This is a genomic window from Desulfolutivibrio sp. (genome assembly GCF_036584575.1).
In the GTDB taxonomy this organism is placed as follows: Bacteria; Desulfobacterota; Desulfovibrionia; order Desulfovibrionales; family Desulfovibrionaceae; genus Desulfolutivibrio.
Window position 1 is genome coordinate 32270 of sequence record NZ_JAZHDB010000084.1, and the last position, 26457, is coordinate 58726.

Consider the following 26457-nt stretch of genomic DNA (forward strand, 5'->3'; position numbering starts at 1 on the left):
CGGCGCGGCCTTACCGCCGCCCCTTGCCAAGGGCCACATCCCACATCACCCCCCCGATCTCCTCGGGCCGCAGGGACCGCGTCGATCCGGCCCCGGCCATGGGCGTGGGCCACAACACCCAATCCGTGGCGGCATAGCCCATGTCCCTGGGCCGGTGCAGATCGGGCAGGCAGCCCACATGGTCGCCGTAGGCGCACAGGGCGGCCGGGCGGTCCAGGCCGCACAGGCCGTCGGCCATGGTCCCGAGCATGGCGTCGGTATGGCGCAGGTGGTGCAGATAGATGTCCATGGGCCTGTCCGCGACGCCCTCCGCCCCGGGCTCCCCGGTCAGCCGTCCGGGTTTCCAGGGTCCGTGGGCCTCCATGGTGATGACGAACACGAAGGCCGGTTCCCGGCTGGCGGCCAGCCAGTCCAGGACAAACCGGGACAGGGCCGCGTCGCTGACGAAGGGGCCGCAGCGGGAGGCCCCGGAGAAGGACTCCTGGCCGTACAGGGTCTCGAAGCCGAGGTGGGGCAAGACCCGGTTTCTTTGGAAGAAGGTGAGGAAGAAGGGGTGGATGCAGGCCGTGCGGTAGCCCAGGCCGCGCAGCCTCCAGGCCAGGGAGTCCACCCGGTGGCGGCTGGCCGTGAAATAGGGGTTGAAGGCGTCGCTGCCCAGGGCCTCAAGGGGAAGCCCCGTGAGCACGGAAAATTCCGTACGCATGGTGTAGGCCCCATGGGTCTGGACCTGGAACAGCCCGCCTGCGCCTTCGGCCCGCAGCCGGTCGTAGTGCGGCAGAAGATCGGCCGGGGCGTCCGGCATGTGCCGACGCACGTCGAAAAAGGATTCGGCCTGGATCAGAACCAGGTGCGGCAGATTCTCGGGCGCCGCCGGGGCGGCCGCAGGCCTGGCCTGGAAACGCGGGATGCCCGGATTGCCGCCTTGGCCGCGCTGGTGGACATGCCACAGGCCGTGCAGGAAGAAGGAGCAGAAAAGGCCGTAGCGGGAAAAATCCGCGTTGGCGGAGAGGCTCGGCGGATACCGCGTCAGAAGTCCCAGGGCCGCCTTCCGCCTGGCCGGGAAAAAAAGCGTGGCCCAAAGGGCGCAGGCGGCCAGCCCCGCCGCGATCCCCAGGACTGCAGCCAGCCGCGCGGCCGAATCCACGGGCGGTTCGAGGCCCCACAAAACGGCCATCAGGATGGCGGCCACGGCCCCGGCCGCAAGCACCGGGGCGGGGAACAGATAGGGCACGTAAAACCCGGGATGGCGCATGACCTGCAAGGTCAGGGCGGCGTCGAGAAAGACGATGGGCTCGTGAAAAAGCCGGTGTTTGAGGCGGTTGACGACGGACAACAGCACCGTGCCCCCCACGATCAGGATCAGGCTGAACACCGGCCGCCCCGAGACGGCCAAAAGGCCGAGATAGCCCATGCCCGACACCAGGATCACCGGGCCGTCGATGACCGCGTCCAGAGGCCTGACCCGGTGGGCCACGGCGTCGATGCGGTGGACCAGAAGGCTTGCGGCCACGGCGGCCAGCAGTCCCATGAGGCCGGTGATCATGATGCGTCCCTGCCGCGCGGGGATTCGGCGTCCGGAATAACGGTGAAGGCGAAGAATTTTCGCAGGATGGCGTCCCCCAGGCGGGCCGGAAGCAGGTTCAGGAGGCTGATGCCCAGGGCCAGCAGGGCCGGGAAGGCGATGACCGGGCTTCCCCGCTCCACCCCCCGCCGGATGCGCCGGGCGGCCCTGGCCGCGTCCCAGGCCAGGGGCTTGTCGCCCATGTAGCGTCGGCTCATGGGCGAATCCACGAACCCGGGCGAGATCACGCTTACCCGCACTCCATAGGGGGCCAGCCAGGCCCGCAGGGAGTCGCCGTAGATCCGGGCGGCGGCCTTGCTGGCGCTGTAGGCCGGGGAGGAGGGCATGCCGCACCAGCCCCCCAGGGAGGCCACCACGGCCAGCCGCCCCTGGCGACGCAGGCGCATGCGCTCGGCCAGGGCGGAGAGCGTCACGGCGGCGGCCTCGGCGTTGACCGCAAACAGGCGGCGCACGTCCTCCACGGGCTCGGCCTCGTCGCGCGGGCCGATGGAGCTCGACACCCCGGCGTTGGCGATGACCATGTCCACGGGGCAGGCGTCGTCCATGGTGCATATCCAGTCGTGCAGGGCCTCGATCCGGCGTACGTCCAGGGATTTTTCGGCGACCTCGGCCCCGGCCTCCCGGCACCTCCGGGCCAGGGCCGAAAGCGTCTCCTGGTTGCGGCCGGTGAGGCTTAGGCGCACGCCCGGCGCGGCGAATTCCAGAGCCAGGGCCTGGCCGATGCCGCCCGTGGCCCCGGTGAGCAGGATGTGGCGCGGGCGCCGGGCAGGCGCGGTCATGGGCGGCCCGCCGGTTGCCGGGGCGCGGTTTCGGGGGCCAGAACCAGGGTCATGTGCGAGAAGCCTCCGTCGTGTTGCAACTGGCGGTACCGGGGCACGTCATAGTGCCGGGTGACCGTAAAACCGTGGCGTAGATAAAAGCGCATGGCCCTGGCGTTGTCGTCCCACACATGCAGGCTGATCCGGGGTAGATTCATGTCCTGGGCCATAAGCATGGCGCATTCCAGGAGATCCCCGGCCGTGCCCGTACCCCGAAGGGCCTCGTCCACCCACAGGGTGTTGATGTACAGGCTCTGGGCGTCGGCCATGCGCAACATGCCGTCGAGCATCTCCAGTCGCTTATGCGCCACCAGTTTCTGCAAGATGTCCGGATAGCCGTGCCGGTCCCAGGGATAGGCCAGAAGGAGCCCCGCCAGACGGCCGTCGTGCTCAAGGAGCAGGGCGTTTTCGTAGCTGAAGGGGTTGCCCGGCTCCATGACCAGGGTGGCCAGCAGGCGATTGACGGAGACGGCCAGGGAGACCCGGTGCAACAGGAAGTCGGCCACGCCTGCCGACACCTCCCGGATGATACGGGCCACGGCCGAGGCGTCTTCGGGGTCTGCCTGGCGCAGGGAAAGGGGCATGGGCGTTCCTCCCGGTTGAGCGGCCCGAAGCGAACCATGCGTCGTCACTGGCCGCAGGACTCCCGGTCATGGGGCGTTCCGTCGGGCTATCTTATGCAACAAGGCCCAGGCGGCGCAAGGAACCCGCCACGGCCAGTTCGATGCCCCAATCGGTGTAGAAGTTGCCCAGAACCAGGGCCTTGTGCAGCAAGAGTTTGACGAAATCACGCAAGAGTTGGGGGTCGGGGTGGTGCGGGGCGCTCCAGAAGTCGTCCAGGGGTGAATCCGTCTGGGTGGCGGCCAGGCCGGGCATGGCGTAGGGCGCGCGGCCCAGGGAAAAGACCGGACGGTCCAGGGCCAGGGCCTCCAGGCCCATGGTGCTGTTGACCAGCACCACCCCGAGGCACTGGGCGCGTTCCATGAGCAGGCGGCCCTGGCCGCCGTCGAGAAAGACCACCCGGTCCCGGATGCCCGTGGCCCGGGCGAAGCTGTCCACGAAACGGTCCAGGTTGATCAGTCCGTTGTCCAGGGGATGGTTTTTCACCACAAGCGTCATGTCCCTGGGCGCGCTGGCGGCAAAGGAGGACAGCACCTGCATGATGGAGTCGCGCACCCCGAAATGGGAATAAGAGCGCACCTGGATGTCGGCGTCGAGCTGGAGCGGGAAAAGAAAATAGGGACGTCCTGATTCCAAAAGGTCCTTTTGGGCGGCCAGAGCCCGGGCCTGACGCGCGCGGCGGGTGACATAGCGCGGCAGCCAGCCCGTAAGCTCCCAGCCGATGGTGTAGGGGCGATGGGTGCGGTAGCGCGGGAAAAGTCCCCACAAAAGAAAGTTCCCTACGTGGTGGCGTAACGTGTCCCTGACCCGGATCTTCATGTTGTCCGGGACGTTGGGGTAGGCGGGCGGGTCCGGGAGCAACCCGGCCTCACGCCGCACCTCCTCGGGGGTGGCGGGGAGCCGGGAGCGGGTGTTGACCCCGTCGCGTTCCAGAGTGATGTGATTGGGGCGCAGATAGCCTTCCTCAAGCACATGCACGGCAATGCCCCGGGATCGGGCGATGCAGATGGCGTCCCGGTTCATGGGGCGCTTGTCGCCCATGAGCAGGATGTCCGTCACGGCGTGACGGTCCATGATTTCGGCGACCCACTGGGGCCAGTCGCCCCGGGAGCCCCGGTACAGGCAGGTGCAGGGCCGTGGCCAGTGGAATACGTCGCCGCCGCAGATGTTCACCTTGAGGACGCGCGCCCCCGTGTTCCGGATGGCCAGGCCCAACCGGCGAAAAAAACGGCTTTGCGGGCCCTGTAGGAACAGGAAGGATCGGCTGTGGGGGGCGGTCGGTCGGGTTCCATCCACGGGGGGGCTAGTCCTGGCCGTCCAGTCCGGAGTCATTGTCTCTGTCCTCGACCATGGCCGCAGACTCCTGGCGTACCCGGGGCAGCTCCTTGGCCACCAGGTCGAGCGCCTGGCGCACCTGGGCCTTGGTATGGGAGCTGGAGAGGAAAAAACGCAGTCTGGCGGCCTTTTCCTCCACCACCGGGAAGATGATGGGGATGACGTACACCCCCTGGTGGAAGAGCCGGGCGGCCAGCATGGCCGTTTCCACGGAGCCGCCGACCATGATGGGGATGACCGCGTATCCCTGGGCCCGGCCGGTATCCAGCCCCTGTTGCCGGGCGTAGTCCAGAAAATAGCGGCTGGTCTCCTGAAGTCGGCGCACCCGTTCGGGTTCGCGGAGCATCACGGCCACGGCCTCGCGGCTGGCGGCGGCCAGGGGGGGAGACATGCCCACGCTGTAGAGAAAGCCGGGGGCCAGATATTTCAGGCACTCCACAAGCTCGGCCCGCCCCGCCACATAACCGCCGCAGCCGCACAGGGTCTTGCTCAAGGTGCCCATCCAGATGTCCACCACGCCCGGGTCCATGCCGTAATGCTCGGCAAGGCCCCGGCCCGTGGGCCCCAGGACTCCCAGGGCGTGGGCCTCGTCCACCATTAGGAAGCAGCCGTATTTTTTCTTGAGCTGCGCCAGTCGGGGCAGGTCGGGGATGTCCCCGTCCATGCTGAAAAGTCCCTCGGTGACGATCAGCGCCCGGCGGTAGCGATGGCGTTCCGTGGCCAGAAGCTCTTCCAGGGCGTCCAGGTCGTTGTGGGCATAGGGCAGGCGCACGGCCCCGGAGATCTGGGCCCCCTGGATGATGGAGTTGTGGGAGAGGCTGTCGTAGAACACCACGTCGCGTTTTTTGAACAGCTGGTAGATGGTCCAGACGTTGGTGGCGTGTCCGCTGACGAAGACCACGCAATCCTGGGCGCTGTGCAGATCGGCCAGGGCCCGTTCGAGTTCGCGGTGGGGGGGGCGCTCGCCCGAGGTGGGACGGCTGCCCGAGGAACTGCTGCCGAATTTTTCCAGGGCCGCCCTGGCTGCGGCGTTGAGGGCCTCGGAGCCGTTGATGCCCAGATAGTCGTAGGTGGAAAAATTGAGGCAGGTCTTGCCGCCGATGACCGTGGTGTCCCGGGCCACGCCCTCGTGGCACAGGAAATACAGGGAATCGATGCCCCACTGTTTGGCCACGGCCTTGTGAATGGCGATTTTTTTCACATCCGCGAACTGGCTGAAATCGCAAGCCGATGCATCAATCCCGGAAGGCGCCGGGGACGGTCCCGAAGTCTGCCCCGGCTCACGCTGGGCCAGTTTTTCGCGCATTTTCTGAATCAGGGACAGCCTGTCCTTTTCGGCCAGGCCGGGTGATCTGTTGTCGTCGAATGTCATGCCGTCTTCCATGAATCAGTTGGGCCGGGGGGGGGTGGCTTCGCCATCCAGCAGCCGTTTGGCGTCTTCCGCAGTCATGCTGACGCCGTGAACGTCTCGGAGATGCCGGGAAACGGCCTCGGCCTGCGCCTCTTCGGAACCGGCCGGTTGATCGAACTGGCGGTGAATCATCTCTGCCAAGGTGAGGATGCTTGCCGTCTTGTCCAAGCTTAAAGCGGAGATGTCAACCCCGAAGGCCTCCTCGGTGGCCAGGCCCAGTTCCACATACATGAGGGAGTCCATGCCGAGTTCGCCCATGGGTTTGTCGTGGCGGATCTTCGAGACCGGCACCCGCAGGATGCGGGCGAAATGCTGGGACAAAAGCGTGGCCAGATGCACCACGGCGTCCTTGGGCGAAAGTCCCCGCAGCACCTCGCGGATGTCCACCTGATCCAGGGCGGCCTGTTCCGAGGAGCCCTCGGAGATGACGTAGCGGTACATGGGCGAGGCCACGTACGGCAGCCGGGACAGCTTTTTGAAGCTCACCCGGAAGACGTGCAGGGAGCTTTGGTCGTGGCGGGCGTATTTCGCCATGTGGTCCATGGCCGTTTCAGCCCGCAACTCCTGGGCTCCGGTGAGGGTCTTGAGGGACTGCAACACCTCGGGGCGGCCGGTGAGCATGCCCACGTCGGAGATGGGCCCCCAGCCGAAGGTCACGGCCGACAGGCCCAGGCTGCGCCGGTAGGCGGCCAGGTTTTCGAGCATGGTGTTGGCGGCCACGTAGTTTCCCTGGCCGGGATTGCCCAGGACGGTGGTGGCCGAGGAAAACATGATGAAAAAGTCCAGGGGGATGCCCCTGGTCAGGCGGTGCAGGTTGTAGCCGCCCAGGGCCTTGGCCCGCAGCACGGCGCGGATGTCGGCCGAGGTGAGGTTGGCGATGGTGGCGTCGCGCAGCACCCCGGCGCAATGCACCACGCCCCGCAAGGGCGGCAGGCCGGGCAGGACGGCCTCAAGGGCGGCGGCCAGGCCGCCTGTGTCGGCCACATCCGCCTTGACCACCGTCATCCGGACGCCAAGGGACTCCAGGCGGGCGACGGCGGCCTTCTGGGCGTCCGTGGCGACGCCGCTGCGTCCGACGGCCACCAGGCGCCTGGCCCCCAGCGCGGCCAGTCGGCCGCACACGGCCAGCCCAAGCCCGCCAAGTCCGCCGGTGACCAGATAGCTGGCGTCCGCCTCCAGGGGGCCGAGTTCGGCGGGCGGCAGCGGCCGGACGCCTGCGGCCAGCTCGTCGATGGCCACCACCAGCTTGCCCATGTGGCGGGACTGCTGCATGCGGCGGAAGGCCTCGGCGATGGCCGCCCGGGGGGTGACGGCGTGGGGCAGGGGCCACAACTCCTTTTTCTCGAAACGCGCAAGCATCTCCAGGAACAGGCGGCGGCACAGCAGGGGATTGACCTGCATCACCTGGTCCACGTCGATGCCGAAAAAGCTGATGTTGTTGCGCAAAAGGCGCATGCGCAAGGGGGAGTTGGTGTAGAAATCCACCTTGCCAAGCTCCAGGAACCGGCCCAGGGGCTTTAGCAGCCCCAGGCTCTTTTGCAGGGCCTCGCCGGAGATGGAGTTGAGCACCACATCCACGCCCTGGCCGTCGGTGAGCTCCCGGACGCGTTCCTCGAAGTCCAGGCTGCGCGAATCGAGCACATGGGGCACGCCCAGGCCGGACAGCAGGGCGCGCTTATGCGGGGAACCGGCCGTGGCGAAGATTTCCGCCCCCATCAGCATGGCGATCTGGATGGCGGCCAGTCCCACGCCGCCCGCCGCGCCGTGGATGAGCACGCGCTCGCCCGGGGCCAGCCGGGCCAGGTGGGTAAGGGCGTACCAGGCCGTGAAATGGGCCACGGGGATGGTGGCGGCGGCGGTGTGGGTCATGCCCCGGGGCAGGGGAAAGACGGCCGTGGACTCGGCCAGCACATGGGAATCGTAGGCCCCGCCGCTTAAGCAGCACACCGCGTCTCCCGGGGCCACCCCGGCGACGCCCTCCCCCACGGCCAGGACGGTTCCGGAACATTCCAGGCCCAGGGTGGGGCCGGACGCGCCGTTTTCCAGGGCCTCCTCGGGGATGCGGCCCAGGGTGAACATGATGTCGCGGTAGTTGACCCCGGCGGCCCGGTTGGCGATGAGCACCTGTCCCTTGCCGGGCCGGGGCGGCACGGCGGGTCGCCAGGTCGCGGCGTCGAGCCGCCCCTGTTCGGTCATCTCCAGGGTCACGGCCTGGGGGGCCTGGGCGGCCGGGTGGGCCATGGCCGCCGTTTCCAAGGGGGCCAGGCGCAGGCAAAAGCGCCCCTGACGACTGACGGCCACCTCTTTGTCGTCCTGGCCGGGCGCGAGCAGATCCCTGATCGGGCACAGGATCTCCCGCACGGCGGCGTCGAGGGGAAGTCCGCCGTCGGAATCGGCGTGCAGATCCACCAGCCGGGGCGAAAACCCGGGCATTTCGTTGATCAAAACCCGGCCAAGGCCCGCCAGGGCCCCCTGGGACGGCACGGGGCGCGAGATCTGCCCCGGCAGGGGCAGACCGCCGCCGGTCACCAGGCACAGTCCGGCGGGAATTTTGGCCTTGCGCCATCCCCGGGCCAGGGCCACGGCGCTGGCCACGCGGCGATTTTGGATGTCGTCAAGGATCTTCGGGTCTGGTTCCTGACGGATGTCGAACCCCGCCAGATGGACGATTTCCAGGCTGGCCCCGGTCTCTCCCATGGCCTGGAACAGCTTTTTCCAGTGCTCCCGGGATTCCGGATCGAGGGTGAAGCCGTCCTGCGGCGTGCCCTGGAAATCCGGACCGGACGTCACCCGCACGGGGTCGCAGCCGCTTGCCCGCAGGGCTGCGCCAAGGGCCTCGGACAAGGCCCGGGCCTCGGGGGCGCAGGCCGCGTCTTCGAAAAAGACCCACCGCTTGCGGGCGGGGAGGATATGCGTCGCGGCCTGGGTTGGCGCCTTCCGGGCGGTCAGAAGAAGGACGTCGCTGTCGTCCCCGCCCAGGTAGCGGCGCGGGGGCTGAAACCCGGCGGCCGTCAGGCATCGGGACCATTCCTGCTGGTCCATCAGGCGCGAGACGGGGCGGCCGTCGGGGGACTCCTCCCGCCACCAGCCGGGGACCAGCCCGAACAGCAGATCGGTCACGGGATGGGGCGGGGTGTCCACAACCACGATCATGCCCCCCGGGCGCAGCAGATCGTACAGGCGGATCAAGGCCTGGGGGGCGTCCGTCAGGCGATATAGGGCGTGGCCGAAAAAGATCAGGTCGAAACCGCCGCCCGCCATGGCCTCCGGCGGGGAGGCCTCGGGGTCGTCGGGGTCGAACACGCAGGCCTGGACGTTGGGAGCGGCCAGGAAACGGGCCGAAAGCTGCTCCACGAAATGCTCGTCGCGGTCGGCCAGCACATACTCCGCCACACCCGGGGCCAGCCGGGGGATGAGCGTCTGGGCCAGTCCGCCGGGTCCGGCCTCGGCCTCAAGGATGCGCAGGCCGCTTCCCCGGGGGATGGCTTCAAGGATGGCGTCGAGCAGGATGGCGGCTGCGGCGTGCCCATCCTGGTGGCGGGGGCAGGCGGAGAAAAGGTTCTCCATGGCGCCGCCGGGGCGCAGGGCCAGGAGCGGGGCCGCCAAAAGCCTGCCGCGCAGGATCTCGCCCAGATTCGTGCCGATCTGTCCCAGAAGCGCCAACTCGTCGACATGTTCCGGGAATTCCGCCAGGGCCGCGCGCCACAACTCAGCGGCGGGCGGCAGATCCTCTGCGGTCAGCCGGAAGCGTTCCCTCCGGCAGGCGGCCATGTCCATCTCCACCAGGAAGTGCAGGGCATGGGCCAGATACGGCTCCATCCCGTCCACCGCGCCGCCTTTGCGGGCCAGCTCGGCCACGGTGAATTCCCGACGGCCGCCCGCCAGGGAGCGCAGGGCCTCCATGGTCTGGGAAAGGACCAGGGCCGTGAAAAAGGGCAGGGCCTCCTGGCGGCGGCGCAGGGAACCTTCGCTCCGGGCCAGGGCGTCGATCCCCGGGGCGGCCAGGGCGTCGAATTCGGCCTCGGCGGGCACGGCCGAGGGCGAGGCGTCCAGGGGGTGGCGGGAGGGCACGACGGCCGTGGCATAGACATGCTGCTGGCGCTGGAGGCCTTCCCGGGTCTGAACCCGGGCGAAGCGGCAGTCGTCCAGCCGGGCCAGTTCCTGGCCGTGCGCGTCGAAAAGCTGGAAGGAGGCCGCCAGGGCGCGCTTGCTTTGGCGGGCCAGGAAGGCCACGGCGTGGGTGGCCACCCCGGGCGTGAGCATCTGCAGGCGGCCGACCCGGATGGGCAGATAGATGAAGGTTTCCAGGCTGCCATCCTGCCAGGACACCAGGGATAAGAGCATCTGGAACGCGCCGTCGATGAGGCTCGGGTGCAGGATGGCGGCAGGAAAGATGGCCTTGGGCTCAAGGGCCAGGCGGGCCACGGCCATGTCCCCGTCCCGCCAGACCTGGCGCATGGGCCGAAACGCCGGGCCGAAGTGCAGGCCCGAGTCCACGGCCTTGGCGTAGAGCCCGGTCACGTCTTCCGCAGCACCCCGGGCGGCGGGGAGGGCGGCGGGGGCAAAGGTCTTGTGCGTCCGGGGAACGATGCGGCCGCTGACGTGCTGCACCATGCCCGCAGATTGTAGGATCTCCCGGCTCTCGATGGTGAAATCGCCGCCTTCGGCATTCAGGCTGAACCGCACCACCCGGGCTTTGCCCTGGGCAAAGGTCATGGGATGGCGCAACTCGACGTTTTCCATCTCCACGGCCCCCGGGCCGTAAGCCTCCAGGGCGGCGGCCAGGGCCATCTCCAGATAGGCGGCCCCGGGCAGCACCACCTCGCCGCCCACCACGTGGTCCGCCAAAAAGGGAACGAGATGCGTGTCCAGGGTGTTTTCCCAGACGGGCAGGCCACGTCGGACACGGCGGCCCAGCAGGGGATGCGCCGCAGGCTTGGCCCCGAACAGATCCAGGCATTCCGTGGTGGATTCCGCCATGCAGGGTTCCCTGTCGAAGGGATAGGCGGGAAGATCCACGAAGGACGGACTGTGCGGAAAAATCGCCGGGAGATGCACCCGGCCGCCGTGGATATGGACCTGCTTCCACAGGGAATGCGCCACCTGGCCGTCGTGGGTGTCGCGCTTGATGGAGGGCAGGTAGACGGTGGTGGCGGAGCGCTCCTGGAAGCAGTTTTTGAGAAACGGGTGGAGCAGGGCGTCCGGGCCGATTTCAATGAATATTCGTGCCCCGTCGTCCAGGGCCGCCAGGGCGGCGTCGCGAAATCGAACCGTCTTTCGCAGATTATGCCACCAATAGTCCGCGCCCAGGCCCCCGCCCGGACATGCCCGGCCATGAACAGTTGAATAAAACGCGATGTTCCCGGCCTCCGGCTGCACCCCGGAGAGCCCGGCCAGGAGCCGGTCCTTGATGGCCTCCATGGCCTGGCTGTGGAAGGGGTGCCCGAGCTTTAAGTCGCGAAAGACCGCCCGGCGTTTTTTCAGGGCCGCCCGTACCGAGTCCAGGGCCTTGGCCGAACCCGTCAGGGTCACGTAGCGGGCGCTGTTGACCGCCGCGATCTCGAGTTCGCCTGAAACGACCCCCGGCAGGGCCAGGGCGTCCTTCTCGCCAAGCTGGGCCACGGCCATGTCGCCCAGGCCGTGGGATTCCCGTTGCAGCCTGCTGCGCTCCACAACGACCCGGCTGGCCTGTTCCACCGTCAGGGCGCCGCAGGCCCAGGCGGCGGCCACCTCGCCGATGCTGTGTCCGAAGACCATGTCCGGGGTGACCCCCTTGGCCCGCAGGGCCTTGGTCAACCCGGCCTGGATGGCGAAAAGCAGGGGTTGCACCACGTCGATGCGCGTTGCATCCCAGTCCGCTTCCGTGGACAGAAACATTTTTTTCGGGGACCAGCCCAAAAGGGGGGCCATGGCGGCGTCCACCTCGTCAAGCGCCCGGGAGGCATCCCTGTCCGAGGCGAAAAGGGCCTTTCCCATGCCCGCCCAATTGCCCCCGTTGCCGGAATAGACAAAGGCCGTGCGGACCACGCCGCCCAAAATGTCGCCCCTGACCACGCGGCGGTCCTTGACCGGGGCCTCCTCGCTGGCGGCGACAAGGCGCAGGGCCTCCACGACGCCGGAGACGGCGGCATCCTCGATCACCATGCGATGGTGGAGGTGGTCGCGGCACAGGGCGGCCTGGGCGACGATATCGCACTGTTCGTCCGGAGAAGCCTCCTCCAGGCGTGCTGCGTACATCCCGGCCAGCCGTCGCAGGCTGCCCTGGCTGTGGGCGGAGAGCAGAAGCGGCCCGGGGGCGGCGGCGTGGCCGGAGATATCGGGCCTGGCGTCTGGCGCGGCGTCTGGCGCGGCCTCCAAAAGGACATGGGCGTTGGCCCCGCCGAAACCGAAGGAGTTGACCCCCACCATGGCCAGCCCCGGAGTCCGGGGCAGGGGAGTGGGCTTGGTCACGAAGGCAATGCCCAGGGACTGGCAGTCGATGTCCGGATTGGGTTCGTCAAGGTGCAGGCTGGGCGGCGCGGTGCGGTGCTTGAGCACGAGCATGGCCTTGAGCAGCCCGGCAATGCCCGAGGCTGGCTCCAGGTGTCCCAGGTTGCTTTTGACGGACCCCACCAGAAGGGGAGGGGCCGATGGCCGAAGGGCGGTGAACACCTCGCCGATGGAATGGGCCTCCACCGGATCGCCGGCGGCGGTCCCGGTGCCGTGGGCCTCCATGTAGCAGAGGTTTTGCAGATCGAGTTCCGGGTCGCTGTATAAGGAGCGCAAAAGATCCATTTGCGCCGTTTTGTTGGGAAAGGCGATGCCGATGGTCTTGCCGTCGGTGTTGACCCCGGTCTTGGCGATCACCGCATGGATGCGGTCGCCGTCCGCCAGGGCCGCGTCCAGGGGCTTGAGCAACAGCAGCCCGCCGCCCTCGGCCCGGACGTAGCCGTTGGCGTCCTTGCCGAAGACCTTGCACCGGCCGTCCTTGGACAGCATGTGGGCCTTGGAGAAGCCCACGAAGGGCAGGGGGCTGCACAGCATATGCACCCCGCCAACGATGGCCATTTTGGCCTGGCCCGTGACCAGGGTTTGGCAGGCCTGGTGCAGGGCCACCAGAGATGCGGAGCAGGCCGTGTCGATGGTCATGCTCGGGCCATGGATGTCCAGGAGATAGGAGATGCGGTTGGACAGAAGGCCCAGGGTGTTGCCGATCATCGAATAAGGGCCGATGACGCAGGGGTCGTCGGCACGCTGCATGCTGGCGTCCAGGGAGGAGGAGCCGATGAACACGGCGGTGTTCGTTCCGGCGATGCTGGAGGGGGGGACATGGGCGTTTTCCAGAACCTCCCAGGCCATTTCCAAAAGCAGCCGCTGCTGGGGGTCCATGTATTCGGCTTCTTTTTTCGAGATGCCGAAGAAGGAAAAGTCGAAGTCGCCGATGTTGTCCAGCACTCCGGCGGCCAGGGTGCAGGAGCGGCCAGGGGCGTTGCGCAGAGGATGCAGGAAACCCGGGACGTCGAATCGGTCGGCAGGGATCTCGGTCACGGCGTCGCGGCCGGAGGCCAGTACGTCCCACAGCGAGTCCAGGGACGCCACCCCTCCGGGGAGGCGGCAGGCCGCCCCGATGATGGCTATTTTGTTCATTCTCATTGTGTAGTCGTTATTCACGTCGCGTCTTTTAGGTATTTTTTTGGCGTGCGGAGAAAAACGACCTCACGCACAGAAGAAAAATTCAAAAAATTCCTCAGCCGAAGAACTTCCTGGTGATAAAGGGCGATATCGGCTGCAATCATCGGGAGACGAATTTTTGAAACCAGGCTTTCAGGGTGAAACGTGTCTGGGGGCATGTCGGCATCCTTTTCCAAAGCCCGGAGCAATACTCATCGATAAAACGGTCTATGTCGGTGTAGTGCCCAGTTTCCCTGCTGGAATAGGCCGGGTGAAGCAAAAAAAATCCGACGAGCAGTTCGTCCAGGGAAAGCCTTCTGGGGCGGCGGATTCCAGGTGGGGAATCGGTGGTCAACCCCCATCCGGCATAAAACGGAGTTCCGTGGCAAAGCACTTCCTTTCCGCGCAGCAACGCGTCAATACCCGCCCACGATGTGCGGACGTGGACAGCATCCACCTGGGAGAGGAGAGAATGCATGGATACGGGAGGCGCGGTTTCGTCGAAATGGGGGCTCCCTTGTCTGACGCGCATATTCAACCACGGTTCTCTTAATATATGAGGGTGTGGTTTGTAAATAATATGGGCGGCTGATTCTGTTTCACGCACGATTTTCAAGAAATGCCTGTCTGCGTCGCCATTCGGGCCTTCCCCAATCACCAGCACCACCCGGCCGAAGGCGGCCGGTCGCTGCCACTGGCCGCTCTCCGGCGGCCAGGAGGTCAGTTCCCGGTCCACGATCCAGCGCCCCAGGCGTCGGGCCTGATCGAGGGTTTCGGCGGAAAACCGGGCCGTGGCCAACATGTCCTCAAGGCGCGAACCGGGGCCGTCGACCATGGCGCACAGGGGGCTATCGGGGCCGTCCGCAAGCCCGGCGCCCGGGAAAAAGCCGTCGCGCACCCGCAGCGCTGTCTCCGGGGCACCCAATGGTGCGGCCTGCTCCGGGATGGCCAGAGCCTCGCCTGGGGACAGGGGTTGGCCGGGCCGGGAAAAACGGACCTGGCTGCCTTGGAAGAGCCGCACGACGCCGGGCCGTTGCCGCCGGGAGAAGCCCTGGGCATGCACCACGGCGGGAAATCGTTCCCGTTGCCGACGTTGCAGGGCCATCCAGTCAAGCACCCGCTCCGGCGGGCACGGTTCTCCGGTTTCGGGGTCCACGTAGCGGGGGTAGTCCACCAGGGCGGCGTGGACCAACTGCAAAAAGGGGATGGGATGGCGGCGCGGGGGCGGGGAGAGGGCGTCGCGGGTCAGGCCCCATCCGGCGTAGAAGGGCATGCCGAAGGTGGCCACGGGACGGCCCCACAAAAGGCCTTCGAAGCCCACCTGGGAGGTCACCGTATAGACGGCGGCGGCCCGTTCGAGCAGGCCGACCGGATGCACGTCGCCGGAAAAGACCTGCACCCGGTCCAGGCGGGCGATGGCGTTCAGGTCGAAGTGCCCTTTTTTGCGGCCGGAAACCACCTCGGGGTGGACTTTGAGCACCACGGTCTTGTCCGGATGTTCGGCCAGCGCCGCCTCAAGCATGCGGGAAAAACTCCCGGGGTCGGCCATGCCGTGGCCAATGGAGCCGTCGCCGAAGGTCTGGTCGATGGCCAGGACAAAAGGTTCGGGAAGCTCGCCCCGGTATTCCCGGGCGTGGTTGTACTTGGAGACCCGGCCCGCCCGCCACAACTCGACGAGGCGTTGCGCCCGGGCCAGTTCCTCCGGGGTGCAGGGCAGAGCCGCCAGGGTTTCCAGGCGGGAGGGATGGCGGGCGTCGTAGTAGACGCCCTGGTCGTCGAGGCTGATGGAGAAGGGGGGGTGTCCGCGTCCCGGCGAAACGGAGCGCAGGAAACCGTCCTCCACATGCAACACCGGCAGGCCGCGCCGGCCCGCGAAGCGTTCGGCGGCCAACCCCGAAACCTTGCGGCCCCAGGCCAGCACCCAGGCCCCGGGGACCACCCCCCGGCCGAACCGCACCCGCACCAGGGGCACGCCAAGCGCCGTGGGCAGATTGGGCATGGCGGCCACGAACCGGCTCAGGGCCAGGGCGGCCGGGGCCGACGCCAGGGGGAGGCGGGCGCGTTCAGGCATCCGTGGCCTCCGGCGCCTCTGGGCCCTCGGTGAAAAGGCTGGAGTGGGAGGCCTCGGCCCGTTGGGACAGCTCCGCCAGCTTGTCCCGGGCGTTTTGCAGCATGGCCGTCCGCAGTCCGTCGTCCCCGGCCAGACGGGTGATGGCCGCAACCCAGGCGGCGGGCTGCATGGGAACCACCAGGCCGTCTTTTTCGTGCTCCACCACGTCCGCGCAGGCCGAGCCTGCGGCATAGACGCCCACGGCCCCGCTGCGGGTGATGTCGCAGAACTTGGTATAGGAGCGGGCGGCATTGAAGGCCGAATCCAGTTGCGGGGCCAGGCCTACGTGGCGTCCCGGGGCGGCGGCGAAGATCCGGTAGGCGGGCCAGGGCATGGGATGGACCACCGTGACCCGGGGCAAGGGCCTGTACAGCGCGGCCACGGCCTTTTTCCCCACGATTTCCAGGGCCAGCCGGGGGTTTTTCGTCAAGACCTCGGCCATGACCGGGAAAAGCCAGCGGATGTCCGGGTTGTGGGAGGCCGTGCCGTGGTAAAAAATTCGCCGGGTGTCCGTCTCCGGGGATGCGGCCTCGGCCGGAAGGGGCGCGGGCAGGACCAGGCGCGGCCCCCAGGCGGCGTATTTTTCCATGAGGGCGGGGGTGGACACCCAGAATTCCGCCTTCTGGGACAACAGCCAGTCCCGGCGCCTGGCGGCCAGCCGCCACAGCTTGAACCGGTAATGCAGGGGCGCGCCCCGGGAGGCGGCGGTGTCGAACAGGTCGTCGTCCATGAAAAACACCAGCCGGGACAGGCGGGGCCGCACCGCGGTCAGAAGGCGCACCCAGCCCCCGGGGACGTACCGGGCCAGCACCACCATGGCCCCTTCCAGTTCGGCCGGATCAGGGAGATCGGCGAAGCGGCGGCGGGTGACGGGGCAGGGCAGACGGGCCAGGGCCGGAAGAAGGAAATAGGCCGAGGAGGGATTGTCGCATTCCTCCACCACCACGGCCCGGGTCGGAGGCGGTGCGATATGCCCGGTCATGCCCGGTTGGTCCATGGTTTGCGCACCAGGGGGGCGATGTTGAGGGAAAAGTCCGGGTGGGAATAGCTGCAATTGGGGTTGTAGAAGGGATCGTGGCGCATGACATGTTTCCAGTGGGTCCGCATGTGGCGGACCTCGCGGCGGGCCTGGGCCTTGCGCTCGGGAGAGGCGCTGTCGCCTCCCCGGCTGTAGGATTCGTGATGGAACAGCTCGGCGTAGGGGGTCCAGATCACCCGCAGCCCGGCCTTGCGCACGCGCAGGCAATAGTCCACGTCGTTGAAGGCCACGGGCAGGTTGACGGCGTCAAGGCCCTTCATGCGGTCGTACACGTCCTTCCGGGTGAGCAGGCAGGCGGCGGTGACCGCCGAGAGATCCTGGGCCAGGATGGCCCGGTCGCAGTAGCCGGGATCGTCCCCTTCGAGGCAGGCGTGCAGATGGTTGGCGCACCCTCCCGGGCCCACGACGTCCCCGGCGTGTTGGATGCGGCCGTCCGTATAATAGAGTTTGGCCCCCACCACGCCCACCCCGGGCTGCACCAGATGCCCGAGCATTTCCGAAAGCCAGTCGGGGCCGATCACCTCCGTGTCGTTGTTGAGCAGGCACAAGGCCTCTCCGGTGCAATGGGCGGCGGCGTGATTGTTGATGGCCGAATAGTTGAACGGCAGATCGTAGCGCAGCACCTCGACCTGGGGATGGCCGCCCAAGTGGGCCAGGTAGTCCAGGGTCTCGGGATCGCGGCTCGAATTGTCCACGATGCGGATCTCGAATCGGCGGTAATCGGTCTTTTCCAGCAGGCTGGTCACGCAGGTCCGCAGCACCGCCAGGCAGTCGCGGGTGGGGATGATGATGGACACCCGGGGGGGCTTTTGCGGCAGATGATAGCGGACCCGGCAATGGCCCCTGGCCGTGGGCGCCACCTGGGCCGCCACCTGGAGGCGCTTCAGGTGGGCCGCCACCTGGGACGGGCTGGCGCCGTTTAGGTTGCCCGGGTCGCGGGGAGGCGGCAGGTGGAACAGCGGGGCAGGCACATGGGCCACGGCGTAGCGTGGAATCCGTTCTCCCGCCCGCAACAGCAGGCCGTGCATGTCGAAAGAATCGGGATCGAGGCCCAGGGCGGCCAGGAGGTCGCCCCGGACGGCGGCGGCGTGGCCGATGTAGTTGGTCGAACGCAATAGTTCCGGGGACCAGTCGGGCTTGAACGCCGGATCGCGGCGCGGTCCGGCCGCGTCGAGGATGTCGTGATCGGTGTAGATCAGGCGCACCCGGGTGTCGTCGAAGGCCGTCCGGGCCATCCAGTACAGGGCGTGGGGGGCCAGGACCGCGCCGGGCGGCAGAAAGACGAACCATGTCCGGCGGTCCCCGCCCGGAAGGGCGGTCGCGGCGTCGCGGATTTCATGGTGCGGATAGAGTTGACGGCGCAGGGACGCCAGCGTGGCCCGGCGGGCCGCAGGGTCATGTCCGTCGCCCACATGGACCACGAACCGGGGGGGGCGGCGCAGGCGCGCCGTGTCGCGAATGATGGCCGCCCGGTCCTTTTCCGTCAGCAGGTCGAACTCCCTGACCCACCGGTCATACGGGATGAACGGGGAGAGGGTCCGCAGCCTGCCGGCGATGCGGTAGGCCTCCTGGAGCCGCAGGATCGCCGTTTTGGAGTGCAGCCCGGCGCGTTTGCGGCGGGCGCGGGGATGCTTGTAGAACATGGCGACGATGCGCTGGTACATGCGCCGTACCCGCTCCACCCCGCCCACGGGTTTTATGCTGAATTCCCCGAGGGTGAACTCCCCCTCGCCCTGCATGGGTTCGAGGACAATCCGCGTGACGCCGTCCGGGAGGCGGAGCACTTCGTTGATGGTGCCTTTGAGGGAGACGGGCAATTCGAAGCGCAGGGGTTCCCGTTTTTCGGCCTCGGCATGCAGGTAGGCCGTCCAGGCGCCGCTGCGCCGCGTCAGCCGTCCTTGGAGGTGGACCCACCCTTGGGGCAGGTTGCGGCCCGGCGGGCGCAATTCCAGACGCGGCGCATCTCCCAGGGAACGCCACACCGCATCCCCCGGGGTGTGGGCCACCTGGGACAGGGAAACGACAGTCACCGGCAGAGGCGGCTGTGTGGAGATGGTGACGCGGGGAAGCATTGCGGCGTGTCTACCCTCGGCAATCGCTTTTGAATTGGAGAAAAAAATCAGTTTTTACTCAGAAAGTCTAATCCGGAGCGCGGCACAGGGCAAGGGGCGGAGAGAGGCCGCCAAACGATGCCGTCAGGCAGGCAGACACGGCACGACGGCCGTTGTCGGCGCCATCCATCGGGCCATTGCTCCCGACGCCGCGAGGCGCGAGAGTGGAGATGCCGCCTGAAGAAGCACGGCCGCCCTTGTCGGGGGCGCGTTACAGGCCAGCTTTTTTCCCGCGCCGAGAAAAAAAGGACGAGAGCTTTTTCAGCGGCCCGGGGCGATGTTTCCCCTGCGCCTGAAGGGAGGGGAACAGGGTATACTGAAATTTTTCAATATAGTGATCGATGTAAAGGGCGACGTACTCGCTGAAGGTGAAGGATCTGTCCATCATCTGGAATTTTGTCGTTTCATCGCACCAGGAGAGGCTGTAGCGCCGGATGATGGATGGGTGGATGGGGACTTGATGTGTGGCGAAAGGATCGTTTCGGAAATTTTTCAGAAGCGGCATGTCGAGGTGGGCAAAAATGGCGTTTGCCAACTCAAGAAAGACAGGCAGCGCCGGATGGTTGATCAGGTGGAAGAGCTGCGTGTCGCGGAAGTTTTTTTCCACGAATTCGGATATGTTGAAAATGGAACCGGACTCGGCCGAGCGTAAGTACGCGAGTTGTGACGTGTAGACGCGGTTGATGTCGATGCAGGAGGCGATATCCGTTTCGAGGTATGCGTTCAGGATTTTCCGCTTGTCCCGCAAAGACACGATGAGCTCGTTGAGCACTGTGCAGGGCCAGGGGATGAGCGCCGTGGTCCCCCTCGGACACAGCCAGAAGGGATTTTGATATTCGTAGGTGGGCCAGTATATCGTGGACGTGATGTACGGGATTTTAATGGCCACCCCGCCGGGCGGCATCTGGCGTACCAGGGCGGGAAAGTTGTAGTGCGCAATGTCGTGATAGATGAGGACATTGCAGCTTTTGACCGCTTCCTGCAAAGCTGCCGGGGGGGCAAGCCCCGGCTTTCCGTTCTGGAGTTCATAATTCGGAATGAACGTACACTCAAACTCCTTCTTGAGCGCATCGGATGACAAGAGCAGCTGCTTGAGCACCAAGCCTTGGCACGTTTGAGACAGAACGATTTTTTTCATATCAAAAAAGCGTGCCCATCACGTCCGCAATGAAACCGGCAATCGCAAAGGCGCTAGTCCCAGGCGCCGGTTCCCGAAAAGCTCCGGATGTAGCCCAGGGTGTTCAGGGATGGGCTGGTGACGGACGTGATGATGCTTAGGAATTTCATGACCTCGGTTGCTGGCGAGTTGGAGACGTAGAGCACATCCTTGTCCTTGATGGGGAAGGACTGGGCGGCGAAGAACGTCGCGGGATCCCGCAGGTTGACCGTGTAGATGACCGGAACGGTGTTCTCCGGGGTGACGATGGCCGGCGGCGTGGGCCATTTGAGGCTGTCCACGGGCTCGAGCCGGAAGATGAACACCCCCTGGGCGTCGGCGCGGCCGTCCTGGACGCCGCTGGAGCGGCCCAGGGCCTGGGCCAGGGTGAGGCCCGTGGCCTCGAATTCCACTTCGGAATTCCTTCCCATGGCCCCCAGGGCGATAAAGCTGTTGGGCTGGTAGAGGGCCGTGAGGATGTCCCCGGGCTCCATCACGAGATTTTCCTTGTTGTCGGCGATGATGGCCTTCAAGGGAATGGAGTGGACCTTGTCCGCGCGGGTGAGCTGGATCATGAGCTTGTTGACCGGATGCTTGACGCCTCCGGCGGTGGCCAGGATGTCCAGTATCCGCTCCCGCTTGGGCGTCAGCGGCACGATGGTGCTGTTGGTCACCTCGCCGACCACGGTCACCGTGGACGTGGTGTTTTTGACCAGGCGGGCCAGAACCTGGGGGTCGTTGGCCTTGCCCTGCAGGCGTTTGTAGATCTCTTCTTCGATCTGCCGCAAGGTCAGCCCGCGCACGGAAATATATCCGGCAAAGGGCACGGAGATGGACCCGTCGCTGTTGATCTGCTGTTCCGGGAAGCGCATGGGGGCCATGGCCGTCTGGGTGGTCGCGATTTCAGAGCCGGGGTTGTTGAAAAGTGTTCCCGGCGGGCTTTCCCACACGGTCACTTCAATGATGTCGCCGGGGCCGACGCTGTAATTCCCCAGGGCATTCCCGCCGAACACCGAAGAAAACATGGTTTTTTGCAGGCTGTCCTGCAACTGGCGGGCAATCGAGCCATCGACTTCGACAATGGTGATGCCGGTCGTGTTCTTGTCGGACTCCGGGTACTTGTCGATGGTGGCCCGGGACGGCCCGGAGCCGGGAAGTCCGCAACCGGAGGCCAGCAAGGAAAACAGCAGTACGACGGTCCATGCGACGTATCTTCTCTTTACGGCCTTTTCAGGCATCGTCATCCCCTTCGTGGGCGGCAGGAACGCAACCGATTTGTGGCCCGGGTGAATCGTATCCGTCGTGCGGCGTGAGCCCCTTTTTCGGATATCTTGGGCACGCACGCAGAACACGGCTCAGTATCCACCGCCGCGACTATCTATACGACTTCCCGGGGCATGTCCAGATTGTCGGGCTGCTACGGGCCGTTGTCCGGCCCACCCGGGCGATTCCGCCTGGGGGGCGGGGGTGGACCTTCCGTGCCCGGCTCCCTATACTGGACCGATGTCAGGGCCATGCCCCGCGACGGGCGGGATATTCCGTGAAGAGCCCAGGACGCGGACAGGCGGCCCCGTTTCCCCAACCCTCGGACTCTGTCCGCGAAGGAACAGCGAGAGCCATGACCTCCACCGTATCCGGCCTTGAAATCCTGGGTTTTGAGAAGCGTTCGGCCTGCGCCCTGCCGCTCTACCTGGCCTCGGTTCCGGCCGGGTTTCCCTCTCCGGCCGAGGATTACATCGACAAAAAGCTCGACCTCAACGAGCACCTCGTCAAGCATCCGGCGGCCACCTTTTTCGTGCGCGTCCACGGCCATTCCATGACCGACGCGGGCATTTCCCCGGGCGATATCCTGGTGGTGGACCGGGCCGTTACGGCCGCAAGCGGCAACATCGTCATCGCCGCCTTGGACGGAGAGCTCACGGTCAAACGCCTGAAAACGTCCCATGGCCGCCTGCTGCTCGTGCCGGAAAATACCGACTACGCCCCCACGGAAGTCGACCCGGAACAAAGCTTCGAGATCTGGGGCGTGGTCACGTACATCATCCACAAGGCCGTGTCCCGCCCGTAACCCCGCCTGCCCCCAAAGGCCCCCATGCCCACCTTCGCCCTGGTCGATTGCAACGCCTTCTACGTCTCCTGCGAGCGGGTCTTTCATCCGGCCCTGACCAACCGGCCGGTGGTGGTGCTTTCCAACAACGACGGTTGCATCGTGGCCCGCTCGACCGAGGCCAAGGCCCTGGGCATCGGCATGGGCCAGCCCGCCTACCAGTGCGCGGAGCTCCTCAAACGTCATGAGGTGGCGGTTTTTTCCTCCAACTACGCCCTCTACGGCGACATGTCCGCCCGGGTCATGGATACCCTGGCCCGGTTCGCCCCGGCCATGGAGGTCTATTCCATCGACGAGGCCTTTCTGGATCTGACCGGCCTGCCGGACGCCGGGGCCCAGGCCCGGCGCATACGGGACACGGTGCGGCGTTTTACGGGCATCCCCGTGTCCGTGGGGCTTGGCCCCACCAAGACCCTGGCCAAGGTCGCCAACCGGCTGGCCAAGAAAGACCCGGCCCTGGGGGGCGTCTTGGACCTGTGCGGCCATGTCGGCCTGGAGGGCGTGCTGGAGGGCGTGGATGTGGAGGAGGTGTGGGGAATCGGGCGTCGTCATGCGGCCTGGCTGCGCGGCCTGGGGGTGCGCTCGGCCCTGGAGTTTTCCCGGCTGCCCCGGGAGTTGGTGCGCCGGAAGATGACCGTGGTCGGCCTGTCCACCCTGCTGGAGCTTCAGGGCGTGTCCTGTCTGGAGCTGGACGCGGCCCCGACCCCGCCCAAGTCCGTGGTGGCCTCGCGATCCTTCGGCCGCCCGGTGACGGATGCCGGGGAGATGCGCGAGGCCGTGGCCTTCCATGCCGCCCGGGCCGCCGAGCGGCTGCGGGGGAAGGGCGTTGTGGCCGCCAACATCCTGGTCTTCGTGCAGACCAACCGGTTTGTCGCCGGGGAGCCCCAGTACGCCGTATCCGACACGGCGGCCTTTGCCGTGCCCACGGACGCCACCCCGGAGATCATCCGGCTGGGGCAGGCGGTTTTGGGGCGCCTCTACAAGCCGGGCTTCCGGTACAAAAAAACCGGCGTCATGCTGTACGGCCTGGAGCCGACCGCCTCCCGGCGCGGCAGTCTGCTGGAATCGCCCCAAGACGCCGCCCGCTCCCAGGCGCTCATGCGCGCCGTGGACGGCATAAACGCCCGCCACGGCCGCGACGCCCTGACCTTTGCGGCCAGCGGCCTCGCCCGGCCCTGGCGCATGAAGCAGGGCAGCCGTTCGCCGCGCTACACCACGGTCTGGGACGAAATCCCCGTGGTGCGCGCGGGCTGAGGTTCAGCCCCACATCCCCGTCCTTGCCTTTGAACAGAACCCCGTGGCGCGCGCGGACTAAGGGCCGGGCAGGCCATCTCGGCCCCGTCATGGCGTCGATTTTCGTGTCGCGGCCGGGTTGAGGGGTTCCCCGGCCGCCGTGTGCGGCATGCCCGGCGGCCCGCCGGCCACAGGTTCAAACCGCCCAGGCGTCCGTTCCCTTACAGCCGCGACACGGCCGTATAGCTCCGCCTGCCGCCCCCCCTGGCCCACAGCACCGCACCCAGAAGGAGCATGGCCAGAAACAGGTGGGTCCAGTCCACCACCAGCACCGTCCATTCCCCCAGGTAGACCCCGGAGAGGTTTTTCACCATGCGCACCGCGCCGGTGGCGATAAGCGCCGCGTACAGGGCCGTGCGGACGGCACCCGAGGCGGTCAGGGGATGGTCGCGCCGCCAGGCCAGGGCATAGACGGCGGCGAAGCGGAAGGCGAAGTACAGGAATATGGCCGCCAGGACGTAATGCAGCATATGCGTGAAGACGAAGTTGCCCAGCCAGGCGAAGCCCGGGATGTCGGCGATGTAGTAGCGGCTGAAGATGGGCATCTGGGCCACGCCGGTCAGCCCCAGCCCGAAGACCGTCACGGCGAAGGCCTTTTTTTCCCAGGGGGCGATGGGGAAACTAGTCATGTTTGTGCTCCTTTCCGTCCGAATTGCGTTTGGCGGCGCGCAACATCACCCCGGCCACGGCGGCGAGGGGGGCCACCACGGCGGCGGCCGCCAGCGACGTCTCAAACGACATGGCGTCGGTCACGGGGGCCAGGGTGGGACGGCCGGGGCCCGGGGGCGAGGCGGCCTGGATGAGCTCAAAGGGCACGGGGGAGACATAGATGGTGCCGGTCCCGCCGTTTTCCGTCTCGCCGTAGATGAAGCCGTTCATGGATTTGGCCAGGGCGTGGGCCTTTTCCACGATTTCCTGCCGGGGGCCGATGCTCTGGACCTCGTTGGGGCAGGCCTCGATGCAGGCCGGAAGGCCGCCTGCGGCCATGCGGTCGTAGCAGCGGTCGCACTTGTACATGACCCCGTTTCCGGCCAGGGACGGCAAAAGGTCCAGGTAGAGGCCGACCCCGGTCTGGCGCTGGGGGACGGACCAGGGGCACACGGTCTTGCACTTGGCCCCGCCCAGGCAGATGTCGGTGTTGATGCGCACGGAGCCGTTTTGGGCCTTGCTGGCCGCGCCCCAGGGGCACAGGTTGGCGCAGGGCGGCTTTGTGCAGTGCATGCAGCGCCGGGGCATGTGGATCTCCTGGGTCTTGCCCTGGTAGTCCACGCTGGCCGACTGGATGAACAGCCAGTTGTACGGGGTCAGGCGGTCGTCCACATCGCGCTTGTCCGACCAGTCCTCCACCTTGACCCGGCTCGGATACATGGTCGGATAGGGTTTTTTCGGCTCGGGATACCGGTTTGCGTTGGCCTCATGGCAGGCCTCAACACAGGCCCCGCAGCCGATACACTGGGAGAGGTCGAACAGGGTGGCCAAAACCGTCCCCTGGGCGGCGGGCTGTTCAGCGGCCAGCCCCGGCACGGCGGCGGAGGCCGTGGCCGCTGCGGCGAGTCCGAGGGTTTTCAAGAAGGCGCGTCGTTTCACGGCGGTTTCCTTATGGGGTTTGGGGGGGCGCTTGGGCGGGGTTCCTGGAGCCCTCCGGCCGGGCCGGAAGGGGCGGCCTGGAACCTGTCAGCATCCCGATCCGAAGTGCTGGCTTGTGAGTTGAAAATGGCCCGTCACGTCCAGGCCGATGTCCACCCGGCCGATGTCCCGGGACACCAGGGCCTCGATGCACAGCCGGAAGCGGCCGTGGTCGACTGTGAGGTCGTCAGGGGCCGGTTCATCCAGAACCAGGCCGAGCTTGGGGCCGAATCAGCCGGGGGTGGCGATGACCCGGACATGGCGGGTCTCGTCGCCGGGGAAAAGACTTTCCAGTTCCTTCAGGGCGCGCTGGCTGATGCGTATGGGGCCGTCGCCCGCCTCCCGGGTGTCGCCAAGCTGCGGGTCGTGGCCGATGGTCGGGCTTTCATGCGGTCTGAACATGTGGCATCCTCTGTGCGGAAAAGGATAAGGTCCGGATGTGTCCTGGCCACCCCTTCCTATCCCGATAGGCGGGAAAGACATTGACCGGGATCAACGTGAGAGGGCATTTTACGGCCATGACCGATGTATCGCTTCTTTTGACCCTCAAGTCCCTGGATTTTTTCCGGGAGCTGCCGTCCGAACAGTTGACGGCCCTGGCCACGGGGGCCGTGGCCAAAACCTATGCCGCGAAAACCCGGGTGGCCTCGGAGCGCGATACCGTGCGTGGATTTTTTCTGGTGCTCACGGGCCGGGTGAAACTTTTCAAGCTGGGGGACGACGGCAAGGAGCAGACGCTTTACGTGTTTGGCCCCGGGGAACCCTTCTGTCTGGGGGCGCTTTTCGGGGAGGGGCTGTTTCCGGCCCACGCCGAGACCCTGACCCGCAGCCGTTTGGTGTTTTTCTCCGGGCAGGTGCTGGAGGACATGGCCCGGCGCGATCCGTCCATCCTGTTTCACTTCCTGCGGGTGGTGTCGGGGCGGCTCAAGGAGGCCATGGAGATGATCGAGTCCCTGTCGCTGAAGGGGCTGCCCGGTCGTATCGCCGGTTTTCTGCTGCATGCCCGGGAGGAGAACCGGGACGGGCGGCGTCTGGTGGCTCTGGGGATCAGCCAGCGGGAGCTGGCCAAGATCGTGGGGGCCACGCCCGAGGCCGTGTCCCGGGTGTTGGGGCGTCTGTCCCGGCAGGGGGTGGTGCGGTCAACCGGCCGGGAGATCGAGATACTGGATCGTCAGGGCCTTGCGGCCGTGGCCGGCCGGGGAGGGGATGCGCCGGTTGCAGGCTGCGGGAGGCGCCGCGGGAAGGTCGGCCATCTTTTTCAGAAAAAAGCCACGCCGTAACGAGGGAGGTTTGGCGGTCAAAAACGACAAGGCATTCTTTTGTACATATTTTTTGCAATCTCGTCTTCTCCGTCACGCGTTGACATTCTCGACATGCCGCAATAAGTTGCTATTGGTAGATTCCAGTCTCTATTCTCATTTTTTTATGGCCTGGGGCTGTTTTGGCTATCCCCAGAAAGGGCCTTTTCGGGATTGCCAGAAGAGTCGCTCTCAGGCTTGGCAAGGTGTTATTTCCTGAATTTGATTCGGGAATGTGTTCTCCGTTGTTGAGTTGCAATGAGTGCGCATTGGCTGGGATGTCTGGATGGCTTGGGAAGA

The 26457-nt window shown here is 66.5% G+C and carries 17 protein-coding genes; 3 read left to right on the plus strand and 14 right to left on the minus strand.

Annotated features, from left to right (window positions below):
• Nucleotides 1-10: 10 nt before the first annotated feature.
• The 11 genes from V3572_RS06465 to V3572_RS06515 all read right to left on the minus strand — a co-directional run bounded on the left by V3572_RS06465 (nt 11) and on the right by V3572_RS06515 (nt 21071).
• Complete coding sequence (locus V3572_RS06465) at nt 11-1543, minus strand: LTA synthase family protein (RefSeq protein ID WP_332110162.1); 1533 nt, start codon at nt 1541-1543, stop codon at nt 11-13.
• Complete coding sequence (locus tag V3572_RS06470; RefSeq protein ID WP_332110164.1) at nt 1540-2361, minus strand: SDR family NAD(P)-dependent oxidoreductase; 822 nt, start codon at nt 2359-2361, stop codon at nt 1540-1542. Before V3572_RS06470 ends, V3572_RS06465 begins: the two co-directional genes overlap by 4 nt.
• Entirely contained in the window at nt 2358-2984 is a 627-nt protein-coding gene (locus V3572_RS06475) for a GNAT family N-acetyltransferase (RefSeq protein ID WP_332110165.1), read from the minus strand. The genes V3572_RS06470 and V3572_RS06475 overlap by 4 nt, the downstream gene beginning before the upstream one ends.
• A gap of 91 nt (nt 2985-3075) precedes the next feature.
• Nucleotides 3076-4353, minus strand: a complete 1278-nt coding sequence (locus V3572_RS06480) for a capsule biosynthesis protein (RefSeq protein ID WP_332110166.1) — start codon at nt 4351-4353, stop codon at nt 3076-3078.
• Nucleotides 4325-5728: an aminotransferase class I/II-fold pyridoxal phosphate-dependent enzyme gene (locus V3572_RS06485; RefSeq protein ID WP_332110167.1), complete on the minus strand. Its 1404-nt coding sequence runs from the start codon at nt 5726-5728 to the stop codon at nt 4325-4327. The genes V3572_RS06480 and V3572_RS06485 overlap by 29 nt, the downstream gene beginning before the upstream one ends.
• Before the next feature lie 15 nt (nt 5729-5743).
• Nucleotides 5744-13393, minus strand: a complete 7650-nt coding sequence (locus tag V3572_RS06490; RefSeq protein ID WP_332110168.1) for an SDR family NAD(P)-dependent oxidoreductase — start codon at nt 13391-13393, stop codon at nt 5744-5746.
• A 145-nt stretch (nt 13394-13538) separates the two neighbouring features.
• Nucleotides 13539-15488 (minus strand): capsular polysaccharide biosynthesis protein, encoded by a 1950-nt coding sequence (locus V3572_RS06495; RefSeq protein ID WP_332110169.1) that lies wholly within the window; start codon nt 15486-15488, stop codon nt 13539-13541.
• Nucleotides 15481-16509 (minus strand): hypothetical protein, encoded by a 1029-nt coding sequence (locus tag V3572_RS06500; protein ID WP_332110170.1) that lies wholly within the window; start codon nt 16507-16509, stop codon nt 15481-15483. Before V3572_RS06500 ends, V3572_RS06495 begins: the two co-directional genes overlap by 8 nt.
• Nucleotides 16506-18638: a glycosyltransferase family 2 protein gene (locus tag V3572_RS06505; protein WP_332110171.1), complete on the minus strand. Its 2133-nt coding sequence runs from the start codon at nt 18636-18638 to the stop codon at nt 16506-16508. Before V3572_RS06505 ends, V3572_RS06500 begins: the two co-directional genes overlap by 4 nt.
• Before the next feature lie 250 nt (nt 18639-18888).
• The gene (locus V3572_RS06510; protein WP_332110172.1) at nt 18889-19815 is read right to left on the minus strand and encodes a WcbI family polysaccharide biosynthesis putative acetyltransferase; all 927 of its coding nucleotides are present in this window, start codon (nt 19813-19815) and stop codon (nt 18889-18891) included.
• Nucleotides 19816-19868: 53 nt separating this feature from the next.
• On the minus strand, nt 19869-21071 hold the full coding sequence (locus V3572_RS06515; protein ID WP_332110173.1) for a polysaccharide biosynthesis/export family protein: 1203 nt from the start codon (nt 21069-21071) through the stop codon (nt 19869-19871).
• A 380-nt stretch (nt 21072-21451) separates the two neighbouring features.
• On the opposite strand from V3572_RS06515, the gene umuD reads away from it, so the two are divergent.
• Entirely contained in the window at nt 21452-21901 is a 450-nt protein-coding gene (gene umuD / locus V3572_RS06520; RefSeq protein WP_332110174.1) for a translesion error-prone DNA polymerase V autoproteolytic subunit, read from the plus strand.
• A gap of 24 nt (nt 21902-21925) precedes the next feature.
• Nucleotides 21926-23194 (plus strand): Y-family DNA polymerase, encoded by a 1269-nt coding sequence (locus V3572_RS06525; protein WP_332110175.1) that lies wholly within the window; start codon nt 21926-21928, stop codon nt 23192-23194.
• Between the two features lie 200 nt (nt 23195-23394).
• Here V3572_RS06525 and V3572_RS06530 read toward each other — a convergent pair whose 3' ends face one another.
• From V3572_RS06530 to V3572_RS06540, 3 genes are all read right to left on the minus strand, one after another.
• Nucleotides 23395-23862, minus strand: coding sequence for an iron-sulfur cluster-binding protein (locus V3572_RS06530; protein WP_332110176.1), 468 nt, complete (start codon nt 23860-23862; stop codon nt 23395-23397).
• Nucleotides 23855-24820: a 4Fe-4S dicluster domain-containing protein gene (locus V3572_RS06535; protein WP_332110177.1), complete on the minus strand. Its 966-nt coding sequence runs from the start codon at nt 24818-24820 to the stop codon at nt 23855-23857. The genes V3572_RS06530 and V3572_RS06535 overlap by 8 nt, the downstream gene beginning before the upstream one ends.
• 270 nt (nt 24821-25090) lie before the next feature.
• The gene (locus V3572_RS06540) at nt 25091-25261 is read right to left on the minus strand and encodes a hypothetical protein (protein WP_332110178.1); all 171 of its coding nucleotides are present in this window, start codon (nt 25259-25261) and stop codon (nt 25091-25093) included.
• Between the two features lie 116 nt (nt 25262-25377).
• Between V3572_RS06540 and V3572_RS06545 the strand changes: the two genes are divergently transcribed.
• The gene (locus V3572_RS06545) at nt 25378-26139 is read left to right on the plus strand and encodes a Crp/Fnr family transcriptional regulator (RefSeq protein ID WP_332110179.1); all 762 of its coding nucleotides are present in this window, start codon (nt 25378-25380) and stop codon (nt 26137-26139) included.
• Nucleotides 26140-26457: the final 318 nt, after the last annotated feature.